Consider the following 16,942-nt stretch of genomic DNA (forward strand, 5'->3'; position numbering starts at 1 on the left):
AACTTGAAATCAGACCACTATCTATCCACTAGACAATACGGGCGCCATGTCGAAAAGTGGGGCAGATCAATCGGGCTTGATCCGGCTGGGTACGGAACACACAGCATGCGCAGAACCAAGGCAACGCTGATTTATCCCACCCAGGCAAAAGCAATATTGGCGGTTCCTCCTAATGGGTGCGGACGCGGCTGTCCAGAGTTGATCGGATTCTATACAGCGCGGAACGTTCAGGCCAGGCTCGCCAAGTGAAACCCGACATAATCGAATAACATCGGCCATCCTTGCAGTTGCGGGATCTAATTGATATTTTCCTTCCTCAATATAGGCGTTTGCGGAACAACCAGCCCGCGCATAGCAAACAGCATAAACCGATGATGGCCAGCGGCCAGTATTGATCCAGCAGATCCCTGGTTTCCAAACCTTCCAAAAACACCCCGCGAATGATTACCAAAAAATAGCGCAGCGGGTTGATCAGGGTCAGGTGTTGCACCCATTCCGGCATGTTGGCGATCGGTGTGGCGTAGCCGGACAAAATCACCGCCGGCACGATCACCAGAAAACCGCCCAGCAAGCCCTGCTGCTGAGTGACCGACAGCGAGGAGATCATCAAGCCGACGCCGATTACCGAGAACACATACAGCACAATACCCAGATATAGCGCGACCAGACTGCCGAGCAAGGGAACCTGGAACCAAAAAACCGCCATGACTATACTGAACGACGCTTCCAGGATGCCGATAAGCAGACCCGGCACCGCTTTGCCGAGCAGGATTTCCGCCGGCGTCAGAGGCGTCACCAGCAGTTGATCGAAGGTGCCTTGCTCGCGTTCGCGGGCTACCGATAGTGCGGTGACTATCATCGTCACCACCAGCGTTAGCAGGCCGACGATACCGGGGACGATAAACCAACGGCTCTCCAGGTTGGGATTGAACCAGGACCGCACGACCAATTTGGCCGGCGGTAAGCCCTGATGCCGTTGCCGGGCCCAGTCGAAATTGAAGTTGCTGATCACCGATTGGGCGTAGCCTAGGGCGATCTGGGCGGTATTGGAATCGCGACCGTCCAGCAGTAGTTGGGCGACCGCGGGCCGCCGACCCGTTAAAAGGTCTCGGCTGAAATGTTGACCCAGATGCAGCACCAGCAAGACCTGTTTGCTGTCCAGCGCCTCGGCGATTTGAGTATGACGGTCGATACGCAACACCTCGTTAAAAGCCGGCGCGCCGGTGAAGCGGGCAATCAATTCACGGGAAGCCTGGCCGCTATCCTGGTTGTAAACCGCTATCGGCACTTGGTTAAGGTCGTAAGTCGCCGCATAGCCGAATACGAACAATTGTATTATCGGCGGTACTATGAGCACGAAACGGCTCTTTTTATCCTTCAGCAGGTTTAAAAACTCCTTGATCAGCAAGGCGTAGATGCGTAACCACATGGCTTACTCCAGTCGGCGCGGCGCGCGCCACAGGGCCAAGCCCAGAAAAATCAGCGCCATCAGTAGTAGCGCCAGTGCGTTCGGCACGATGATGGCCCAGATATTGCCGGCCAGAAACACGGTTTGCAGAATCGCCACGAAATATCGGGCCGCCACCAGATAGGTAAATGCTTGTACGGCGGCCGGCATGCTGTCGATGTTGAACAGAAACCCGGACAGGATGAAGGCCGGCAGGAAGGTGATGATAATGGCGATTTGGCCGGCCACGAATTGATTTTTGGCGGCAATTGAAATAAGCAGTCCCATGCCCAGCGCAACCAACATAAACAGCGAACCGCACACCAGCAACACCCATAGAGAACCCAGCAACGGCACTTTAAACAGCCATACCGCCATGGCGATGGCCAGCAACATGCCGCCCATACCCAGTAGATAATAAGGGATCAATTTGCCTAGCAACACTTCGCGGACGCTTACAGGCGTGGCTATCAGCGCTTCCATGGTGCCGCGCTCCCATTCCCGGGCCACCACTAGTGCGGTGAGTAACGCGCCTATCAAGGTCATAATCACCGCGATCAGACCCGGCACCAGGAAATTGCGACTGCGCAGGGCGCTGTTGTACCAGATGCGCGGCTGTAATTGCACCGCGAGGGCGGGGCGTTGGCCGCGCCGTTCCGCACGGTCGTTCAGCCAGTTTTGCCAGACGCCTTGAATATAACCGTTTAACAAACGGGCGTTATTGGCATCCACGCCATCCAGAATCACCTGAATCGCGGCAGGTTCGCTGCCGGCCAGACGCCGGTCGAAATCGGTCTGTAAATATACGATGGCATCTATATGCTTGTCATGCAATGCCTGGCGGGCGGCGTGCATGTCGTTGAAATAATAGCTTTGAAAATAGTCCGAATGGTCGAAGCCGGCGGTAAAGGCGCGGCTTGTCGGCGAGGTATGTTCAACTACCAGCCCGACCGGCACGTGTTTGGCATCGAGCGATACGCCGTAACCGAACAGCAACAATAAAAATACCGGCATCACGAAGGCTATTGCCAGGCTGCTGGGATCGCGCAGCACTTGTAGAAATTCCTTGCGAATCAGTCCTTTTAGGCGTTGGCGGGAGGACTTGGTCATGTTGCCGCCTCGCTGGTTTCCACCAGCCGGATAAAGGCCTCTTCCATGTTGTCGGCGGGTGCTCGCGCCGGTTGACTACCCAGGCGTTTTATTTCCGCCGGGGTGCCCGCGGCCAGAATGTCGCCTTCGCGCATGATCAGCAGTCGGTCGCAATATTCGGCTTCTTCCATGAAATGGGTAGTCACCAGGATAGTCACGCCTTGCCCGGCCAGCTGGTTAATACGGGTCCAGAATTCCCGTCGCGCCAGCGGATCTATACCGGAAGTGGGTTCGTCCAGAAACAGGATGGCCGGTTCGTGCATCAACGCGCAGGCCAATGCCAGCCGCTGCTTGTAACCCAAGGCCAGGTCGGTGCTATTGGTATCGGCAAACTCTTGCAGGTCGAACTGCTGCAAAGCCCAGCTTATGCGCTGCTGGCGCTGTCGATTGCGCAAGCCGTAGGCATGGCTGAAGAATTCCAGGTTTTGCCGTACGGATAGCTGGCCGTACAGTGAAAATTTTTGCGACATATAACCCAGGCGAGAACGAGCCTTGGCGGCGGCGCGACGTAAATCCACTCCGGCTACGCTTAACTTGCCGTTACTGACCGGCAACAGGCCGCAGAGCATGCGAAAAGTGGTGGTTTTGCCGGCCCCATTGGCGCCCAGCAGGCCGAAAATTTCGCCCTGACTAACCTGAAACGACAGCTTTTTTACCGCCTGAAAGTCGCCGAACCAACGATCCACGGCGTCGACTTCGATGATGGGCGGCTGATGGGTGGTGCTTAGCGCTGCTTTGCTTTCGGTTTCAATCACGCAAATCGGCGCCGGCATTTTTTCGAGTGGACGTTGCTCCAGCAATAGCATGATAAAAGCATCCTCCAGGCGCGGGCTGGCCGATTCGCTTTGCAGCCGGTCGGCCTCACTAAAACAGGCCTGCCAGTCCGGTTTTGCATCGGGACGCAATATCACTCGCACCGCTTCGCCTTGCACGACGGCATCGATGGTGCCGGGTAGCCCGTCGGCACGTTGTTGTATGATTCGATTGGACAGTACAGGACTGGATAACTTAAAGCCGCGCCCCGCGGTTAGGCTATGAAATTCCGCTGGGCTGCCTTGCCGAAGAATACTTCCTTGGTTCAGTAAAATTACCCGGTCGCAGCGCTCCGCTTCGTCCATGTAGGCGGTGCTGAGCAGAACGGTGGCGGCGAAATCACGTGCCAAGGTCTCGATGATGCGCCATAACTCGCGGCGGGATACCGGGTCGACGCCGACGGACGGCTCGTCCAGCAATAACAGGCGCGGCCGATTTATCAGGGTGCAGGCCAAACCCAGCTTCTGCTTCATGCCGCCGGATAGCCGGCCGGCCAGACGCTCGTTGAATTTGGCCAGCCCGGTCATGCGCATCAGGTCGTCAAACCGTTGCTGACGTTCGCCACGATCCATGCCGTGCAAATCCGCATACAGATTCAGGTTTTCCAATATGCTGAGATCTTCGTATAAGCCGAAACGCTGCGGCATGTAACCGGTCAAGCGGTGCAGACTATCGCCGGCATTGGCGGTATTGAGGCCGAAACTTTCGATGCTGCCATCGTCGGGTAGCAGCAAGCCGGCGGCCAGTCGTAACAACGTGGTTTTGCCCGCGCCATCCGGACCAATCAGCGCGGTGACGCCGCCGCTCAGATCTAATGAAACATTCCGCAGCGCGCTAATCCGGCGTTGACCGGCCAGGAAGGATTTGCCGACGCTCCGAAACGTCAGCGCCGATGACGTTTCGGAAGCGGTCTCTACTGGGTTCACGGTGCCTCTGATTGGCAATCCGGGATGGATGAAGGCGCTTGCGTGGTATCGACGCTCACGGTTACCGGCATACCCAGCCGCAGCTGGTCTTGCGGGTTACAGACATACACCCGCAGCTGGTAGACCAGACTGGTTCTGAGTTCGGTGGTTTCCACCGATTTGGGGGTGAATTCGGCAGTTGGCGAAATGTAACCGATCCAGCCTTTATACTGTTTAGTCGGAAAGCTATCGCTGCTAACCAAGGCCGGCATGCCATGGCGCAATTTGCCTAAATCGCGTTCCTCGACATAGGTTCTGGCCCAGAGCGGATCGTGCAAGGCCAGGGTCAAAACCGGTGTTTGCGCATTGGCCATGTCGCCGGGTTCCAAGATACGGTTTTGTATCACGGCATCCCGTGGCGCCAGCAGATGCGCGTCCCGCCAGGATTTTCGGGCCAGTTCAAGACTGGCCTGATCGGCTTTCAGTTGCGCTTGCGCGGCTTTTATATCTTCCGCACGCGGGCCGATTTTGGCCAGCGCATACTGTTCTTTTAAGGCTTGCAGATTTTCCTTGGCACTATCGTATGCGGCCTTGGCTTTGTCGACGGATTGCGAGGAAGCAAGTTTCCTGATCGCCAGTGTTTTCAGACGCTGCAACTCCTTTTCCGCCAGCGTCACGGAGGCTTCGGCAGCTTTGACATCGTTACGGGCGATACCGATTTCCTGCGGTCTTGAACCGTGCAACAACTTTTCCAGCTGATGCTGCTGCGCTTCGAGGCGGGCGGCAGCCAAGTCGACCTGGTACTGGTAGCCGTTTAGAATTTGACTGGCCAGTACTTGTCCGGCCTTGACCTGTTCGCCTTCTTGCACCAGAATTTGCTCTATGCGTTCCGGTTCACGAAAACTCAGCTCGACCTGGCGAATATCGATATTGCCGTAAAGGGTTAATTGGGTAGTGGGTGGATCATCGCGGCGGAGGTAAAAGCCGGCTATTAAACAGCCTGCTACGACCAGTAATACTATGGTCGCTTTGTGGTGTTTAGTCATGAGCACATTTCCTTTTGAACGAATCAGAATAGTAGTCGGTTATCCTGGTGTGTGCGGCAAATGTACTCGATAACGGCTGCCGCTTGTAGTTTTTTTATGCGTGGAGCCTGATTATCTAGGTAATGGCAGCTTAACGGCTGCCTTGATTTATGAGTGTTTTACCGGCCCGGCTCCGAGCCACCGGTTTCGGATCGGAGCCGGCCTCTGGCGCGGCTTCCGATCCGGATTTATAGTTATTATTTTCGTAATTGTTCAGCGCGGCATTTCGCCCCTTTTCCCCCTGAATGCTTGCAGGGGCGCGTACGGTAAATCAGGGTCCGTTGCCGTGAGGGCCTGTCGTGCCGTGGGCTGAAGAGTAACTTTTTATCTTGAATTAACTGGCGCGACCCGCTGCGGTTGCCTCTGGTATTTCGATTAAGCTGCCGGTTTTAACATCATAAACATAACCGTACACCGGGATATTGGCCGGTACTAACGGATGGGTCTTGATACGTGTTACGTCTTCCAACACGCTTTCGGCCTGGTTTTTGATGGTTAGCCAATTGATGTATTTTGCTTCTTTAGAGCCGGGGCCTTCACAGCAATCGTGCCAGCCGGAGGCATCGACACTAGCGGATTTCAGGCTGCTGGCACACAAATCCGTCATGATTTCGTTGGTAAACGTTTCCATGCCGCAATCGGTATGGTGAATCACGAACCACTCTTTTGTGCCGAGTAATTTATAGGAAATTACCAGCGAGCGAATGGCGTCGTCGCTGGCGCGGCCGCCGGCATTGCGGACCACATGGGCGTCGCCTTCCGATAACCCTGCGTATTTGGCTGGGTCCAGACGGGCATCCATGCAGGTGAGGATAGCGAATTGGCGCGCTGGCGGCATGGCCAGATCGGCTTTATCGAAACCGGCAACATAATCGCGGTTGGCCAGAAGTACTTCATTTAGAATTTTGCTCATAAGAACCTCGGTGTGTGAAAAAACGTCTGACCCGACGTATCGTAGTCAGACGGTGTAACGACTATCTCCGCCGCAGATTGTATACAGGCGGTGTAGCGGTTTAAAGACTTTGTTTAGTTTATAAAATGTAAACTATTAGTTTAAAGTCGATTGCAGCGTCTATCCTGTATGAAAAAACGCTAATGTATTTATACGCCTTTCAATGATGACGGGAAAGTATCGGCTTTCCGAATCAGCATTAGCCTGATTCCGGCGTAACGGAAAAACTTTAATCGCCGGAATAATCAGGTTAGTATCTAGAGTGAATATTTCAAGGTTTGCATGCAGCTTATTCGCCTCAACTACTCATACCTTTCGCCATGTCCACTAAAAGTACTCCGGTTACCGGCCGTCTTTACGACTACATTTTAGCCAATTCGTTGCGCGAACCGGCTGTTTTGCGGCAACTCCGCCAGGAGACGGCCGGAGATTCGCTGGCCAATATGCAGATTGCGCCGGAGCAAGGCCAGTTCATGGCTTGGTTGGTTGAATTGATCGGGGCGAGAAACATATTGGAAATCGGCGTATTCACCGGTTACAGCTCCACCAGCCTGGCGCTGGCCCTGCCGGCGAACGGCATACTTACCGCCTGCGACATTAGTAAAAAACATACCGACATAGCTCGCCGCTATTGGGAGCTGGCCGGCGTTGCGCATAAAGTCGAGCTATGTTTGGGGCCGGCTTTAGACACGCTGGACAATCTGCTCGCCGAAGGCCTGGCCGGTGCCTACGATGTAGCCTTTATCGATGCCGACAAAGCCAATTACGACGGTTATTACGAGCGGGCACTGCGGCTGTTACGCCGAGGCGGTTTGATCATGATCGACAATGTGCTGTGGAGCGGCCAAGTGGCCGACCCGGCGTGCGACGATGAGGACACAAGGGCAATCCGAGCCTTGAATGCAAAAATACATGCCGATTCAAGGGTCAGTATCAGTTTATTGCCAGTGGCCGACGGTATAACGCTGGCATTAAAACGCTAGGAAGTTACGCTTATGGTTCCCATGCTTCGCGTGGAAACTCCATAGGGGACGCTCCAGCGTCCCGAACTGCAGAGCGGTTCAGGTTGCATTCCCACGCGAAGCGTAGCAAAAATGCGGCAATATGCGTTTGGTTTTACCAATCCTTAAATTTAAACTGCTTCATCCGTTGTTTGAACTTTTCCTTATCGTTAAAGTAAAAAATCACCAGAAATAACGCCGGCCATAATAAAAACAGAAATAATTGACTCAAAGTGGCAAAACTCATAGGTGCGATCCTCTGTTATGTGCGCTGCAATGATGGCATCGATTCCTCTCCAGCTCAAATGGTTTCGGAAAAGGCCACAGTGGCCGGCTGAATGATGGTTACCCAAGTCATTCGCAGACCAAATCAAGGCGAACTCAACAGCTTGACTAGCTTGTGCCGAAGCGGACCAAACCCGATGGCAACATTTGGCGGCGTTGCGGTTTTATTTAAACCCACCTGGTTCAGGCACAGGGCATTTCGCCGTGAGCTTCACAGGTTTACTAATCATGGTATATCCACGGAAAGGGCTTGATTCCGTGTTCCGCCATCAATAATCGGTGGTTGGCGGCGGCGTCTTGGTCTATGCTTGCAGCCGACCGGATCGGCCCGCCAATCTTGCCATATCTCAAATATCATCGCATTCCAGCCGGATGAAAAGGACAAGTCGTTTATGATCACGCCATCGCGCCACGGTTTAATCGGAAGATTAGCCACCCTATTGTGTTTAATGCTGATATTGCCGGCTTGCCGGGAGCAAACCCATAGCGTAGCGGCACCGTCTATCTATCTGCTGAACCATCAACACTGGACCACGGTATTGGTGTTGAATTTTACCGATGCCATCGCCCCGCCGGAAGACAACGGCGAACCGCTGACCGAATCCCTTCCTCAACTACAGCCGGCTATCGAAGGCGAATGGCGTTGGCAAGATCCGTCGCGGCTGGTGTTTTACCCCAAACGGCAAACGCTCAAGCCCGACTCGACGATCAGGATTTCCCTAAACGATTTAAAACTGCACCCCAGCTACAGCCTGGATGAAGTCACGTTGAAATTCCATACTCCGGAACTTAGGGTGATACGCCAACAATGCCGTTGGACGGACACGGACCAGGCGCCGTTACGTCGGGCGCTGGAATTTTTAGTGGAACTGAATTATCCGTTAGCCAAGCCTGTTTTCAACGCCACCCTGGCCAACGGTACCGCGATTGCCATGCACGCCGGCGAGGGTGCGCGTATCGTAGCAGTCAGCGATCCCTTGGTGCGACCCGCCGAAGATTCCAGCATTAAAGCGGTGTTTGCAGCAGGTAGCGTGCAGCTGCTGACAGCCGATGCAAAATTGCTCGAACTGGCCGAATTGGCAAACGGTGCTGAATGTGAATTGCCGCTTAAACGCAGCGATTGGGATAAAACCGATGCCAAGCAGACCCCAACCGTTAATGGGATAGCGGTCGATAGAATCGACGATAAGCTGCTGGTCTCCTTAAAAGGACAGGCGCTGAGCGAGTCGGCCACTAAGCTGAATGCCGGCAAGCCGGTAGCTGCCGGTATCGCCATCAGTCCGGCCATCGAAGGCAGCTGGCATTATGGCGAAGCGGCTGGCGGCGCCGATTTGGTCTTTACCCCGAAATCGGCGGATTTATTGAAGCCAGGTTCGCGTTATCAAGTGACGGTCGAAAAAGCGGCTTTCCCAAATTTGAATTTCGAAAAGCCGCAATACAGTGCCGAATTGAATATGCCGGAGATGGCGGTAAATATCCGCTCTGTGCAACTCTACAGCGATCCGCAAGCACCGAAAATCAAACGGGTGACGGCCAGCCTGGCGTTTAGCTACCCGCCGCAACGCGACAGTCTGGCCGCCAAGACCGCACTGTGGTCGCGGACTTTGCCGGCCAAAAGCTTTGATAATGCTTTAGCCTTTGAAATCAGTTACGACGAAAAGCATCCCAAGCTGGCTTATTTGAAATCAGCGCCGATAGAAATCGGCGCTGCGCCCAGCGAAATCAAGATCGTGCTCGACAAAAACATCGTCGCGGCAATTGGCGGCGAACCCAGCAAGCGAGATACCCACAGCAGCATCGGTATTCCCAGCGCGCAGGAATACCTGCAAATCACAGAACTGGAGCTGAACAGCGTTATTAAGGAAGACGACAGCATCGAGCGGTTGATAGTACTGAAAACCACCGTGCCGCTGAAAAATCCCACCGAGCTGGAGCATGCCGTTCAGGTGTATATCCTGCCGGATTGCGCGCTCAAAAATCCCGAGCGGCCCAAATTTTGTGCGCAAAAAGAACTGACTGAATGGCACAGTGCCAATCAGGTCGATGCCGAAGTGCTGCAAGCCGCCACGCCGCTGTCGGTAAAGTGGCGCGATTCCGGCAGCGAAGACAAAACCATTCAGCACCTGAACTTTACTGCGCCGGAGAACAAGCAATTACTGATTACGGTAAACAAAGGACTGGAAAGCATAGACGATTTTCGCTTAAGCAAAGATGCCCGCTATCTGAAAGAACTGGGCGCTAATAAGCGCGAGTTGAAGATATTGCATGAAGGCTCTTTACTGAGTTTAAGCGGCGATAAAAAGCTTGGCGTCACAACTCGCGGTATCAATCAGGTCAAGGTGCAACTGCAACGCATCTTGCCGCACAACATGCATCATCTGGTGCAATTTACCTCCGGCAGTTTTCAAAATCCGGATTTCAATTTGCCGATAGAGCATTTTGCCGAAACCTTTAGTTACGACCAGATTTTGCCGGCTGGCCAGGATATGCAGCGACAGTATTTTGCAGTGGATTTTGCCCGCTTTAGCAAAAATAACGGCTATCCGCCGCGCGGCTTGTTTATCTTGTCAGTGGCTGAGAAAAAGCCCGAGCCGGCCGAGAACTGCCAGAATGCGGCGGCGGCCGATGATAACGCCGACGAAAATCAGACAAATGCTGAAAGTGAAGCGGGCGGCTCCGGGCAGGAGAGTTGCGATGCGGACAGCGAGTCCGATGTCGATCAGGACAAACGCCTGGTGTTGCTTACCGACATGGGTTTGCTGGCCAAAACCGCTGCCGATGGCAAGCAGACTGTATTCGTGATGTCGTTCCGTAGCGGTCAGCCGGTAGCTGGCGCGCAGGTATCGCTGTTGGGTATGAACGGCGTGGCGGTATTCAGCGGCAAAACCGACGCACAAGGTCAAGTCAGCTTTCCGACCACTGAAGGTTTAAAGGCTGAAAAAACCCCCACCGTATATTTGGCCGAAAAGGACGGCGATTTGTCGTTCTTGCCGTTTAACCGCGACAACCGGCAACTGGACGTGTCCCGCTTCGATATCGATGGCCTGCACGATAGTGCCGACAGCTTGCAAGCCTATTTGTTTTCCGATCGCGGCATTTATCGGCCCGGCGATACGGTCAATATTGGGCTGATTTTGCGCAAGCGCAATTGGTCGGCCTTGCCGAGCGGTTTGCCGCTGAAAGCCGTGATCCGCGATCCTGAATTACAGGAAGTCTGGAGCCGTACCATAGGCTTCGGCGCCGAAGGCTTCGAGGAAATCAGCTGGACCAGTCCGGCGGCCGGCAAAACCGGTACCTATCGGATAGAACTGATCGTGGCCGATAAAAGTAAAAAATCCTTGGGTAGCGTTCGGGTTAGGGTGGAGGAATTCCAGCCCGACCGTTTGCAAGTCAAAACCGAACTGCTGGCCGCGCCGGCAAAAGGTTGGATAGTGCCGGACGGTGCAAAAGCGCGCATCACGGTGCGTAATTTATTCGGCACCGCCGCCGAAGGTAATATCGCCAAACTGGAATTGACCGCCCGGCCTTGGGCAGGGCAGGTGCCGGGCTACAGCGATTACCGCTTCCGCCGTTCGGCGCCGGAAAACATCCCCGACACCCCGCAAGCCTTGGGCGAAGTTAAAACCAATGCCGAAGGTGAAGCTATTTTCGATCTACCGCTGGCCAGTATCGCCGAACCGGTTTATGAGATTTCTCTGGCCGGCGAAGGTTTCGAGAAAGGCTCGGGCCGTTCGGTGATCGCCATGGCCACCGCGCTGGTGTCCAGACAGGCTTATCTGCTGGGCTATAAAGCCGACGGCAGCCTGGATTACATTGCCAAGGATAGTCCGCGCAAACTGAGTTTGCTGGCCTTGGGCGCCGATTTTCAACCGCGTCAAACCGAGACTTTGACGGCGGATATCTACGAAATCCGTTATGTATCGACCCTGGTCAAGCGCGAAGACGGCTTGTATCAATACCAATCGGTGCAGCGCCAGGAACTGCGCAACACCCAGTCACTGACTTTAAACAAAGGCATGGCGGACTTTACGTTGCCCAGCGATATTCCCGGCCGCTTGTATGTGTTGTTTAAAAATGCCGAGGGCGAAACTTTGAATCGGGTTGATTACACGGTAGCAGGTGATGGCAATGTGACCCGCAATGTCGAGCGCAATGCCGAATTGAATCTAACCTTGAACAAAACCGAATACCAGCCCGGCGAAAGCCTGGAAGTGCAAATCGTCGCCCCGTATCAAGGCGCCGGTCTGATTACCGTCGAGCAGGACGGCGTATTGAGCAGTCAATGGTTCAAGACCAGCACCACCGCCTCCACGCAGAAGATTAGCTTGCCGGACAATATCAGCGGCAACGCCTATCTGTCGGTAGCGTTCGTACGTTCGCTGGATTCGCGGGAAATTTACATGAGTCCGCTCAGTTACGGGGTGGTGCCGTTCAGTATTTCCAAACAGCGTTATACCCAACAGATCGGCTTAAAAGTACCGGAAAAAGTCCAACCCGGTACAAACCTGGATGTCAGCTGCCAGGTCAAGCAAGCCACTAAGCTGGTGATTTATGCAGTCGACGAAGGTATTTTGCAATTTGCCCATTACAGCAACCCAACTCCGCTGGATTATTTTTTCCGCAAACGCGCCTTGCAGGTCAAGAGCCATCAGATTCTGGATTTGATTCTGCCGGATTTCGCTCTGGTGCATAATCTGTCCGCACCCGGCGGCGACGAGGATGCCCAGTTAGGTAAATACAAAAATCCGTTTGCCCGTAAACACAAAGCGCCGATGGCGTTCTGGTCCGGCATTATCGATGCGCAACCCGGCGAACATACGCTATCCATACCGGTGCCGGATTATTTTAACGGTAAAATTCGGGTGATTGCCGTGGCCGTGAATGCCGGCAAACTGGCGGTACCGGTGTCTTACACGGTGGCCGCCCAGGCTTATGTGATTCAGCCGCAGCAACCTTACGTGGCGGCGCCCGGAGACGAATTCGACATGGGCGTGTTGGTCGCCAATAACAGCGAGCAGGCCGGCCAGCAGGAGTTGCAAGTCAGCGTAGTGGCCGGCGATGTGCTGGAATTACTGTCGGCCAATCCGCAAACCCTGAGCTTGGCGCAAGGCCAGGACGGTACGGTACGTTTCCATGCCCGGGTCAAGGATAAACTGGGGCCGGTGAATGTGCGCTATCAGGTCTCGGGCGGCGCGGAAACTGCAGGTTACAGCGAGGAAATGAGTATCCGCCCGTCGCAGCCTTTGCTGACCACCTTGCAAGGCGGCGTGCTGAGCGTGGATCAGCAGCGTAAAGGGGAGGTGCGAAAATTGGATTTGCAACGCGATATGTACCCGGAACAGCGGCAAACCGAACTGGCGCTGTCGTTAACCCCGGCCGCCTATTTGCGCGGCATTGTCGAATTTTTGAAAAACTATCCGTATGGCTGTACCGAACAAATTACCAGTCAGGCTTTCCCGGCAGCGGTGCTGGGCGTCAATCCGGAACTGGGTTTGTCGGCCAAAGACGTGCAAAAATTGCTGGAACGCAGCATCCACACCCTGCAAACCCGGCAAAAGCATGACGGCAGTTTTGGCTATTGGACGGCGGCGGATGAGGGCATGCCGTTTTATTCCATGTATGCCACTCACATGTTGCTGGAAGCCAAGGATCGCGGCCATAACGTGCCGGAAGCCATGCTGCAACGAGCGCTGGCGTATGCCGACGAGTTTGCCCAATCCCGCCAATATAGCCAAGATCAGCATGACGCCAAAGCCTACGCCTTTTACCTGTTGGCCCGCAACGGCCAGAATGTCGCCGAACGGCTGCGGGCTTTCGAAGCCGATCTACAGGCACAAAGCAAAAGCAGCGGTGAACCGATCGCCAGCCGCACTCGCTTCTTCATTGGCGCAGCCTACAAACTGCATCAACTGGATCAGGATGCCGAGCGCCATTTCGGCGAAATCCAGCGGCAATGGCAAGCCAGCGGCATCTTGCCCAAGGATATGCAAAACAATCCGGAAGACCTGAGCTTGTATCTGTATCTGGTAGGCAAACACCTGCCGGAGCTGCTGGATACCCAAGATCCTAAATTCGGCGGTTATCTGTTGGAACTGGGCCAGGATTTAGTCGGACAGCGGATGAACTCCTTCCGCGGTTCCATGGCCTTGCTGGGTCTGGGCAGTTTGTGGACCCGTTTTGAGCAAGATCAGCAACAAAGCTTTACCGTACTGGCCGGCACCCCGCTGGCGCAACTGGCATTGCAAGGCAAATCCATCAAAACCGCGCTGCTGACGCCGACCACCCGACCATTGGAAATACGCGGCAAAGGTAAATGGAGCTTGTATTACCAACTTAGCGAAACCGGCTACGACCGCGCGCCACCCAGCGTAGCCATCGCCAACAAGCTCAGCATCAATCGGCAATTGCTAAACGATAAAGGCGAAAGCGTCGATCACCTCGGTTTGCAGGACAAACTGCATATCCGCATAGCCCTGCATCCGGATCAGGCCATGCAGGATGTGGCGGTGGTGATGCTGATCCCCGGCGGTTTCGAAATCGATCTTAGCGAACACGGTCTGGCCGAGCGGAAATCGTTGCCAATCGACAAGAAACCACTGTGGCAACCGGACTACATCGACGTACAGGAGGATAGATTGGTGCTGTTCGGCGATCTGGACGGCGGCGAAAAATACTTCGAGTTTCGTTTGAAACCGTTGAATTCCGGCACTTACCAAGTGCCGTCGGTGTTTGCCGAAGGTATGTACGATACCGAGATTCTGTATCGGGGCTTGGGGGATGTGGTTAAGGTTGAGGAATGATGCAATTATTGTTCCCATGCTCCGGCGTGGGAACACGGTCGTGCCGGTTCCCACACATGCGGGCAGGGTAGTTTTCTTCGCTTGTCCTATGCATTGTCTCCGATGCTCTTCTGCATGATGTAGTCATCCATGAAAAAACCGCCACCAATATCGCTTTTGACTTCATCTATCACCACAAAGCCACGATGTTTGTACCAATTAATTGCTGCAGCGTTCATCTTATTAACGGTCAGCCAAACGAAAGAGATATTTTCCGCAACACACTTGCTTTCAACAAAATTTAATATCACTTTACCCACGCCTTTTCCTCGCGTGACATTTTTTAGGTAAAGTTTGCTAAGCAGTATTTTGTCTTTATTTTTATCAGCGCTCAATCCGAGGTATCCCACCGGCTCATTCTCTATTTTCACGAGAAAATATTCTGCACCGTCAGCAATTTGAGATTTAATCGCAGCTGAACTTTGAAAATTCAACAGCATATATTCAACTTGCTCTTCACCGATGATTTGTACGTAGTGATGAGTCCAAATCTCTCTTGCGAGAGCTGCGACACATTCAATGTCTTCATCCGTCGATACTGTTTCTATTTCAACTGGCAAGTGTGTGTCCATTACGATGCATAACACTTCAATCAGCCGACACGTTAGAGGTTGGCTGCATTGACTTGTTAGCTTTTGATATTTCTGATTCTTCGACGGATTTCAGTTCTTTGCCTTTTGAGTTTTTCCACTCAATTAGCCCATTTGCACTTCGCCCCATGATCACGGCAGCTGCCGCCGATGGGCTACTGAAAAGATAGTCAGATGCTAGAACCAGAGACTCTCCTTTTTTGATAATGATTTCATTGTCGATTAACTCATCCCTCAGTCGAGTAGGGTGGGGTGGGCACGGTTTTTGTGCCCACGGGGAATCAAGGTATACGATCTAAATTGGTGGGCAGAAAAGCGTTGCCCACCCTACGCTGTCTGTAACAAATTGATAGTAAAAAATAGGTTCCGCCAGGATGCCATATTCGCCGGTAATTTATTTGTTTATCATCGCCTGTTTTGCAAATTAAATACGGCGCAATGCCCGCTGGTTATTGCGCCCTACGCGGGCTGCAGAGTATGGTAATAAACTATGAATGTCAATTGTAAGGCCTGACCCTATTAGTTCCTTGCTCTATAGATGGGCCATTGCCGCTAAAACCGTAAGCATTAAACAATTCTATGAATGATCGCTTACCATCCTTTAAATCAATTTCCACTGGGATCGAAATTGAAAAATAGGTCTCATCAGAATATATGATTGGAGGATAATATTTTGTAACGTCAGGGTTAGCCAGTGGACGAATCCAATAGAACGCGAACAATATGATTAATATGCAAACTATAATTATTTTCAAAATGTTCATCCTTGAGAACTAACGCCTTGCGAAGGGGCAAAGTGCGCAGCACTTTGTCCCGCTTGCGCAACTTGTTACACGTTGCGAACTATTTAAAAACACCGGTTTCTCCTGCCTGGGCAAAGATATTACCGAACCTAAGCTCTTGCTCTGTGAGTTGGTATGGTAAAAACACTACAACGGAATAACCCGACTCATGATCTAGGGCGATAGCTATAGCGTCTGATTTTTCACCAGACTCAGGCAACGCGACGCGGACATCATAGACTACTGCGGTGGCCTTATATTCTCCGGACTGTGCTGCTGAGATGAATGCCTTTTGAAGCATTGAAATAACTTCAGATGATGGTGGGTGCTCATTACCGTCGTAAGCAGCAATACTAACGATTTCTCCGGACGGAGTCATTGCACCTCCGTAGGGAAAGAACTCTCCATGCTGGGATAACAGCTGCTCTGCCAGCGGCAATACTGCATCCATGAGTTGTTGTGACTCGGCTTTTCCTTGCTCCATGCTGCCTCCAAAGCAATATGTGGAAAATATGAATATTAATGTGACGATGCTTCGTTTCATTTTGACGTGTAACGCCGCATTCAGCGGCTTGTCCGCTGCAATGCTTTGTGTACGCCCAGCATGGGCGTGAACTTATGGGGTGAAAGTCCCCTGTCGGAGAATCGACATTGGTTAGCATTTAACATATGCCGACTATTTTAATGACTAGCCGACGGCAAGGGCAATACCGCGAGGTGTTGTCTGGAGGAAGTCCGAGTGCGAAGCTGCGAGCTGACGGACAGAAATCACATGAAAGGCCGAGTTCCAGGGGTGAGTTAGCACGAGGTAACGAAGCCCACCGGTTCGAGGAATACGGTAAATGTGGCAGATGTGCAGTGACAGTTCACGTTCTTATCTGGGGTTATCAACAGTTCACATAGGTTGGTCCTACTATCCAGCCTAGCGCCCCGACCGCCAGATGCTGGCAGCCATTTGAACCCCCTCGCGGTGCTTCCTTCTCTCGTGAAGGGCTTCATTGTCTCAATGGCTTCAAACCAAGCCGTTACCAGCTTCGCCTGCATCGATAGGCTACCGTTGAGGGAACAACGAGTTTCACTTCCTTTTTTTCAAG

The 16,942-nt window shown here is 53.1% G+C and carries 11 protein-coding genes; 2 read left to right on the top strand and 9 right to left on the bottom strand.

What is annotated here, in order from left to right:
* Positions 1 to 316: 316 nt before the first annotated feature.
* The 5 genes from M0R33_RS23150 to M0R33_RS23170 all read right to left on the bottom strand — a co-directional run bounded on the left by M0R33_RS23150 (position 317) and on the right by M0R33_RS23170 (position 6,312).
* On the bottom strand, positions 317 to 1,429 hold the full coding sequence (locus M0R33_RS23150; protein ID WP_292574336.1) for an ABC transporter permease: 1,113 nt from the start codon (positions 1,427 to 1,429) through the stop codon (positions 317 to 319).
* A 3-nt stretch (positions 1,430 to 1,432) separates the two neighbouring features.
* Entirely contained in the window at positions 1,433 to 2,557 is a 1,125-nt protein-coding gene (locus tag M0R33_RS23155) for an ABC transporter permease (protein WP_292574337.1), read from the bottom strand.
* Positions 2,554 to 4,335, bottom strand: coding sequence for an ATP-binding cassette domain-containing protein (locus tag M0R33_RS23160; protein ID WP_292574338.1), 1,782 nt, complete (start codon positions 4,333 to 4,335; stop codon positions 2,554 to 2,556). The genes M0R33_RS23155 and M0R33_RS23160 overlap by 4 nt, the downstream gene beginning before the upstream one ends.
* Positions 4,332 to 5,360 (bottom strand): HlyD family efflux transporter periplasmic adaptor subunit, encoded by a 1,029-nt coding sequence (locus tag M0R33_RS23165; RefSeq protein WP_292574339.1) that lies wholly within the window; start codon positions 5,358 to 5,360, stop codon positions 4,332 to 4,334. Before M0R33_RS23165 ends, M0R33_RS23160 begins: the two co-directional genes overlap by 4 nt.
* A gap of 373 nt (positions 5,361 to 5,733) precedes the next feature.
* Positions 5,734 to 6,312, bottom strand: a complete 579-nt coding sequence (locus M0R33_RS23170) for a carbonic anhydrase (protein WP_292574340.1) — start codon at positions 6,310 to 6,312, stop codon at positions 5,734 to 5,736.
* Positions 6,313 to 6,671: 359 nt separating this feature from the next.
* Between M0R33_RS23170 and M0R33_RS23175 the strand changes: the two genes are divergently transcribed.
* Entirely contained in the window at positions 6,672 to 7,334 is a 663-nt protein-coding gene (locus M0R33_RS23175; protein ID WP_292574341.1) for a class I SAM-dependent methyltransferase, read from the top strand.
* 133 nt (positions 7,335 to 7,467) lie between these two features.
* Here M0R33_RS23175 and M0R33_RS23180 read toward each other — a convergent pair whose 3' ends face one another.
* Positions 7,468 to 7,599: a hypothetical protein gene (locus tag M0R33_RS23180; protein ID WP_292574342.1), complete on the bottom strand. Its 132-nt coding sequence runs from the start codon at positions 7,597 to 7,599 to the stop codon at positions 7,468 to 7,470.
* A gap of 430 nt (positions 7,600 to 8,029) precedes the next feature.
* Between M0R33_RS23180 and M0R33_RS23185 the strand changes: the two genes are divergently transcribed.
* Positions 8,030 to 14,437 carry an alpha-2-macroglobulin gene (locus M0R33_RS23185; protein WP_292574343.1) on the top strand — a complete coding sequence of 2,136 codons (6,408 nt, stop codon included), beginning with the start codon at positions 8,030 to 8,032 and terminating at the stop codon, positions 14,435 to 14,437.
* An 86-nt stretch (positions 14,438 to 14,523) separates the two neighbouring features.
* Here the strand turns inward: M0R33_RS23185 and M0R33_RS23190 are convergent, their stop codons facing one another.
* The 3 genes from M0R33_RS23190 to M0R33_RS23195 all read right to left on the bottom strand — a co-directional run bounded on the left by M0R33_RS23190 (position 14,524) and on the right by M0R33_RS23195 (position 16,332).
* Entirely contained in the window at positions 14,524 to 15,036 is a 513-nt protein-coding gene (locus M0R33_RS23190) for a GNAT family N-acetyltransferase (protein WP_292574344.1), read from the bottom strand.
* Between the two features lie 28 nt (positions 15,037 to 15,064).
* Positions 15,065 to 15,361 (bottom strand): DUF4357 domain-containing protein, encoded by a 297-nt coding sequence (locus tag M0R33_RS24505; protein WP_366044616.1) that lies wholly within the window; start codon positions 15,359 to 15,361, stop codon positions 15,065 to 15,067.
* A gap of 548 nt (positions 15,362 to 15,909) precedes the next feature.
* Entirely contained in the window at positions 15,910 to 16,332 is a 423-nt protein-coding gene (locus tag M0R33_RS23195) for a hypothetical protein (RefSeq protein ID WP_292574345.1), read from the bottom strand.
* Positions 16,333 to 16,942 lie beyond the last annotated feature (610 nt).

It is taken from the genome of Methylomonas sp., from assembly GCF_023228165.1.
In the GTDB taxonomy this organism is placed as follows: Bacteria; Pseudomonadota; Gammaproteobacteria; order Methylococcales; family Methylomonadaceae; genus Methylomonas.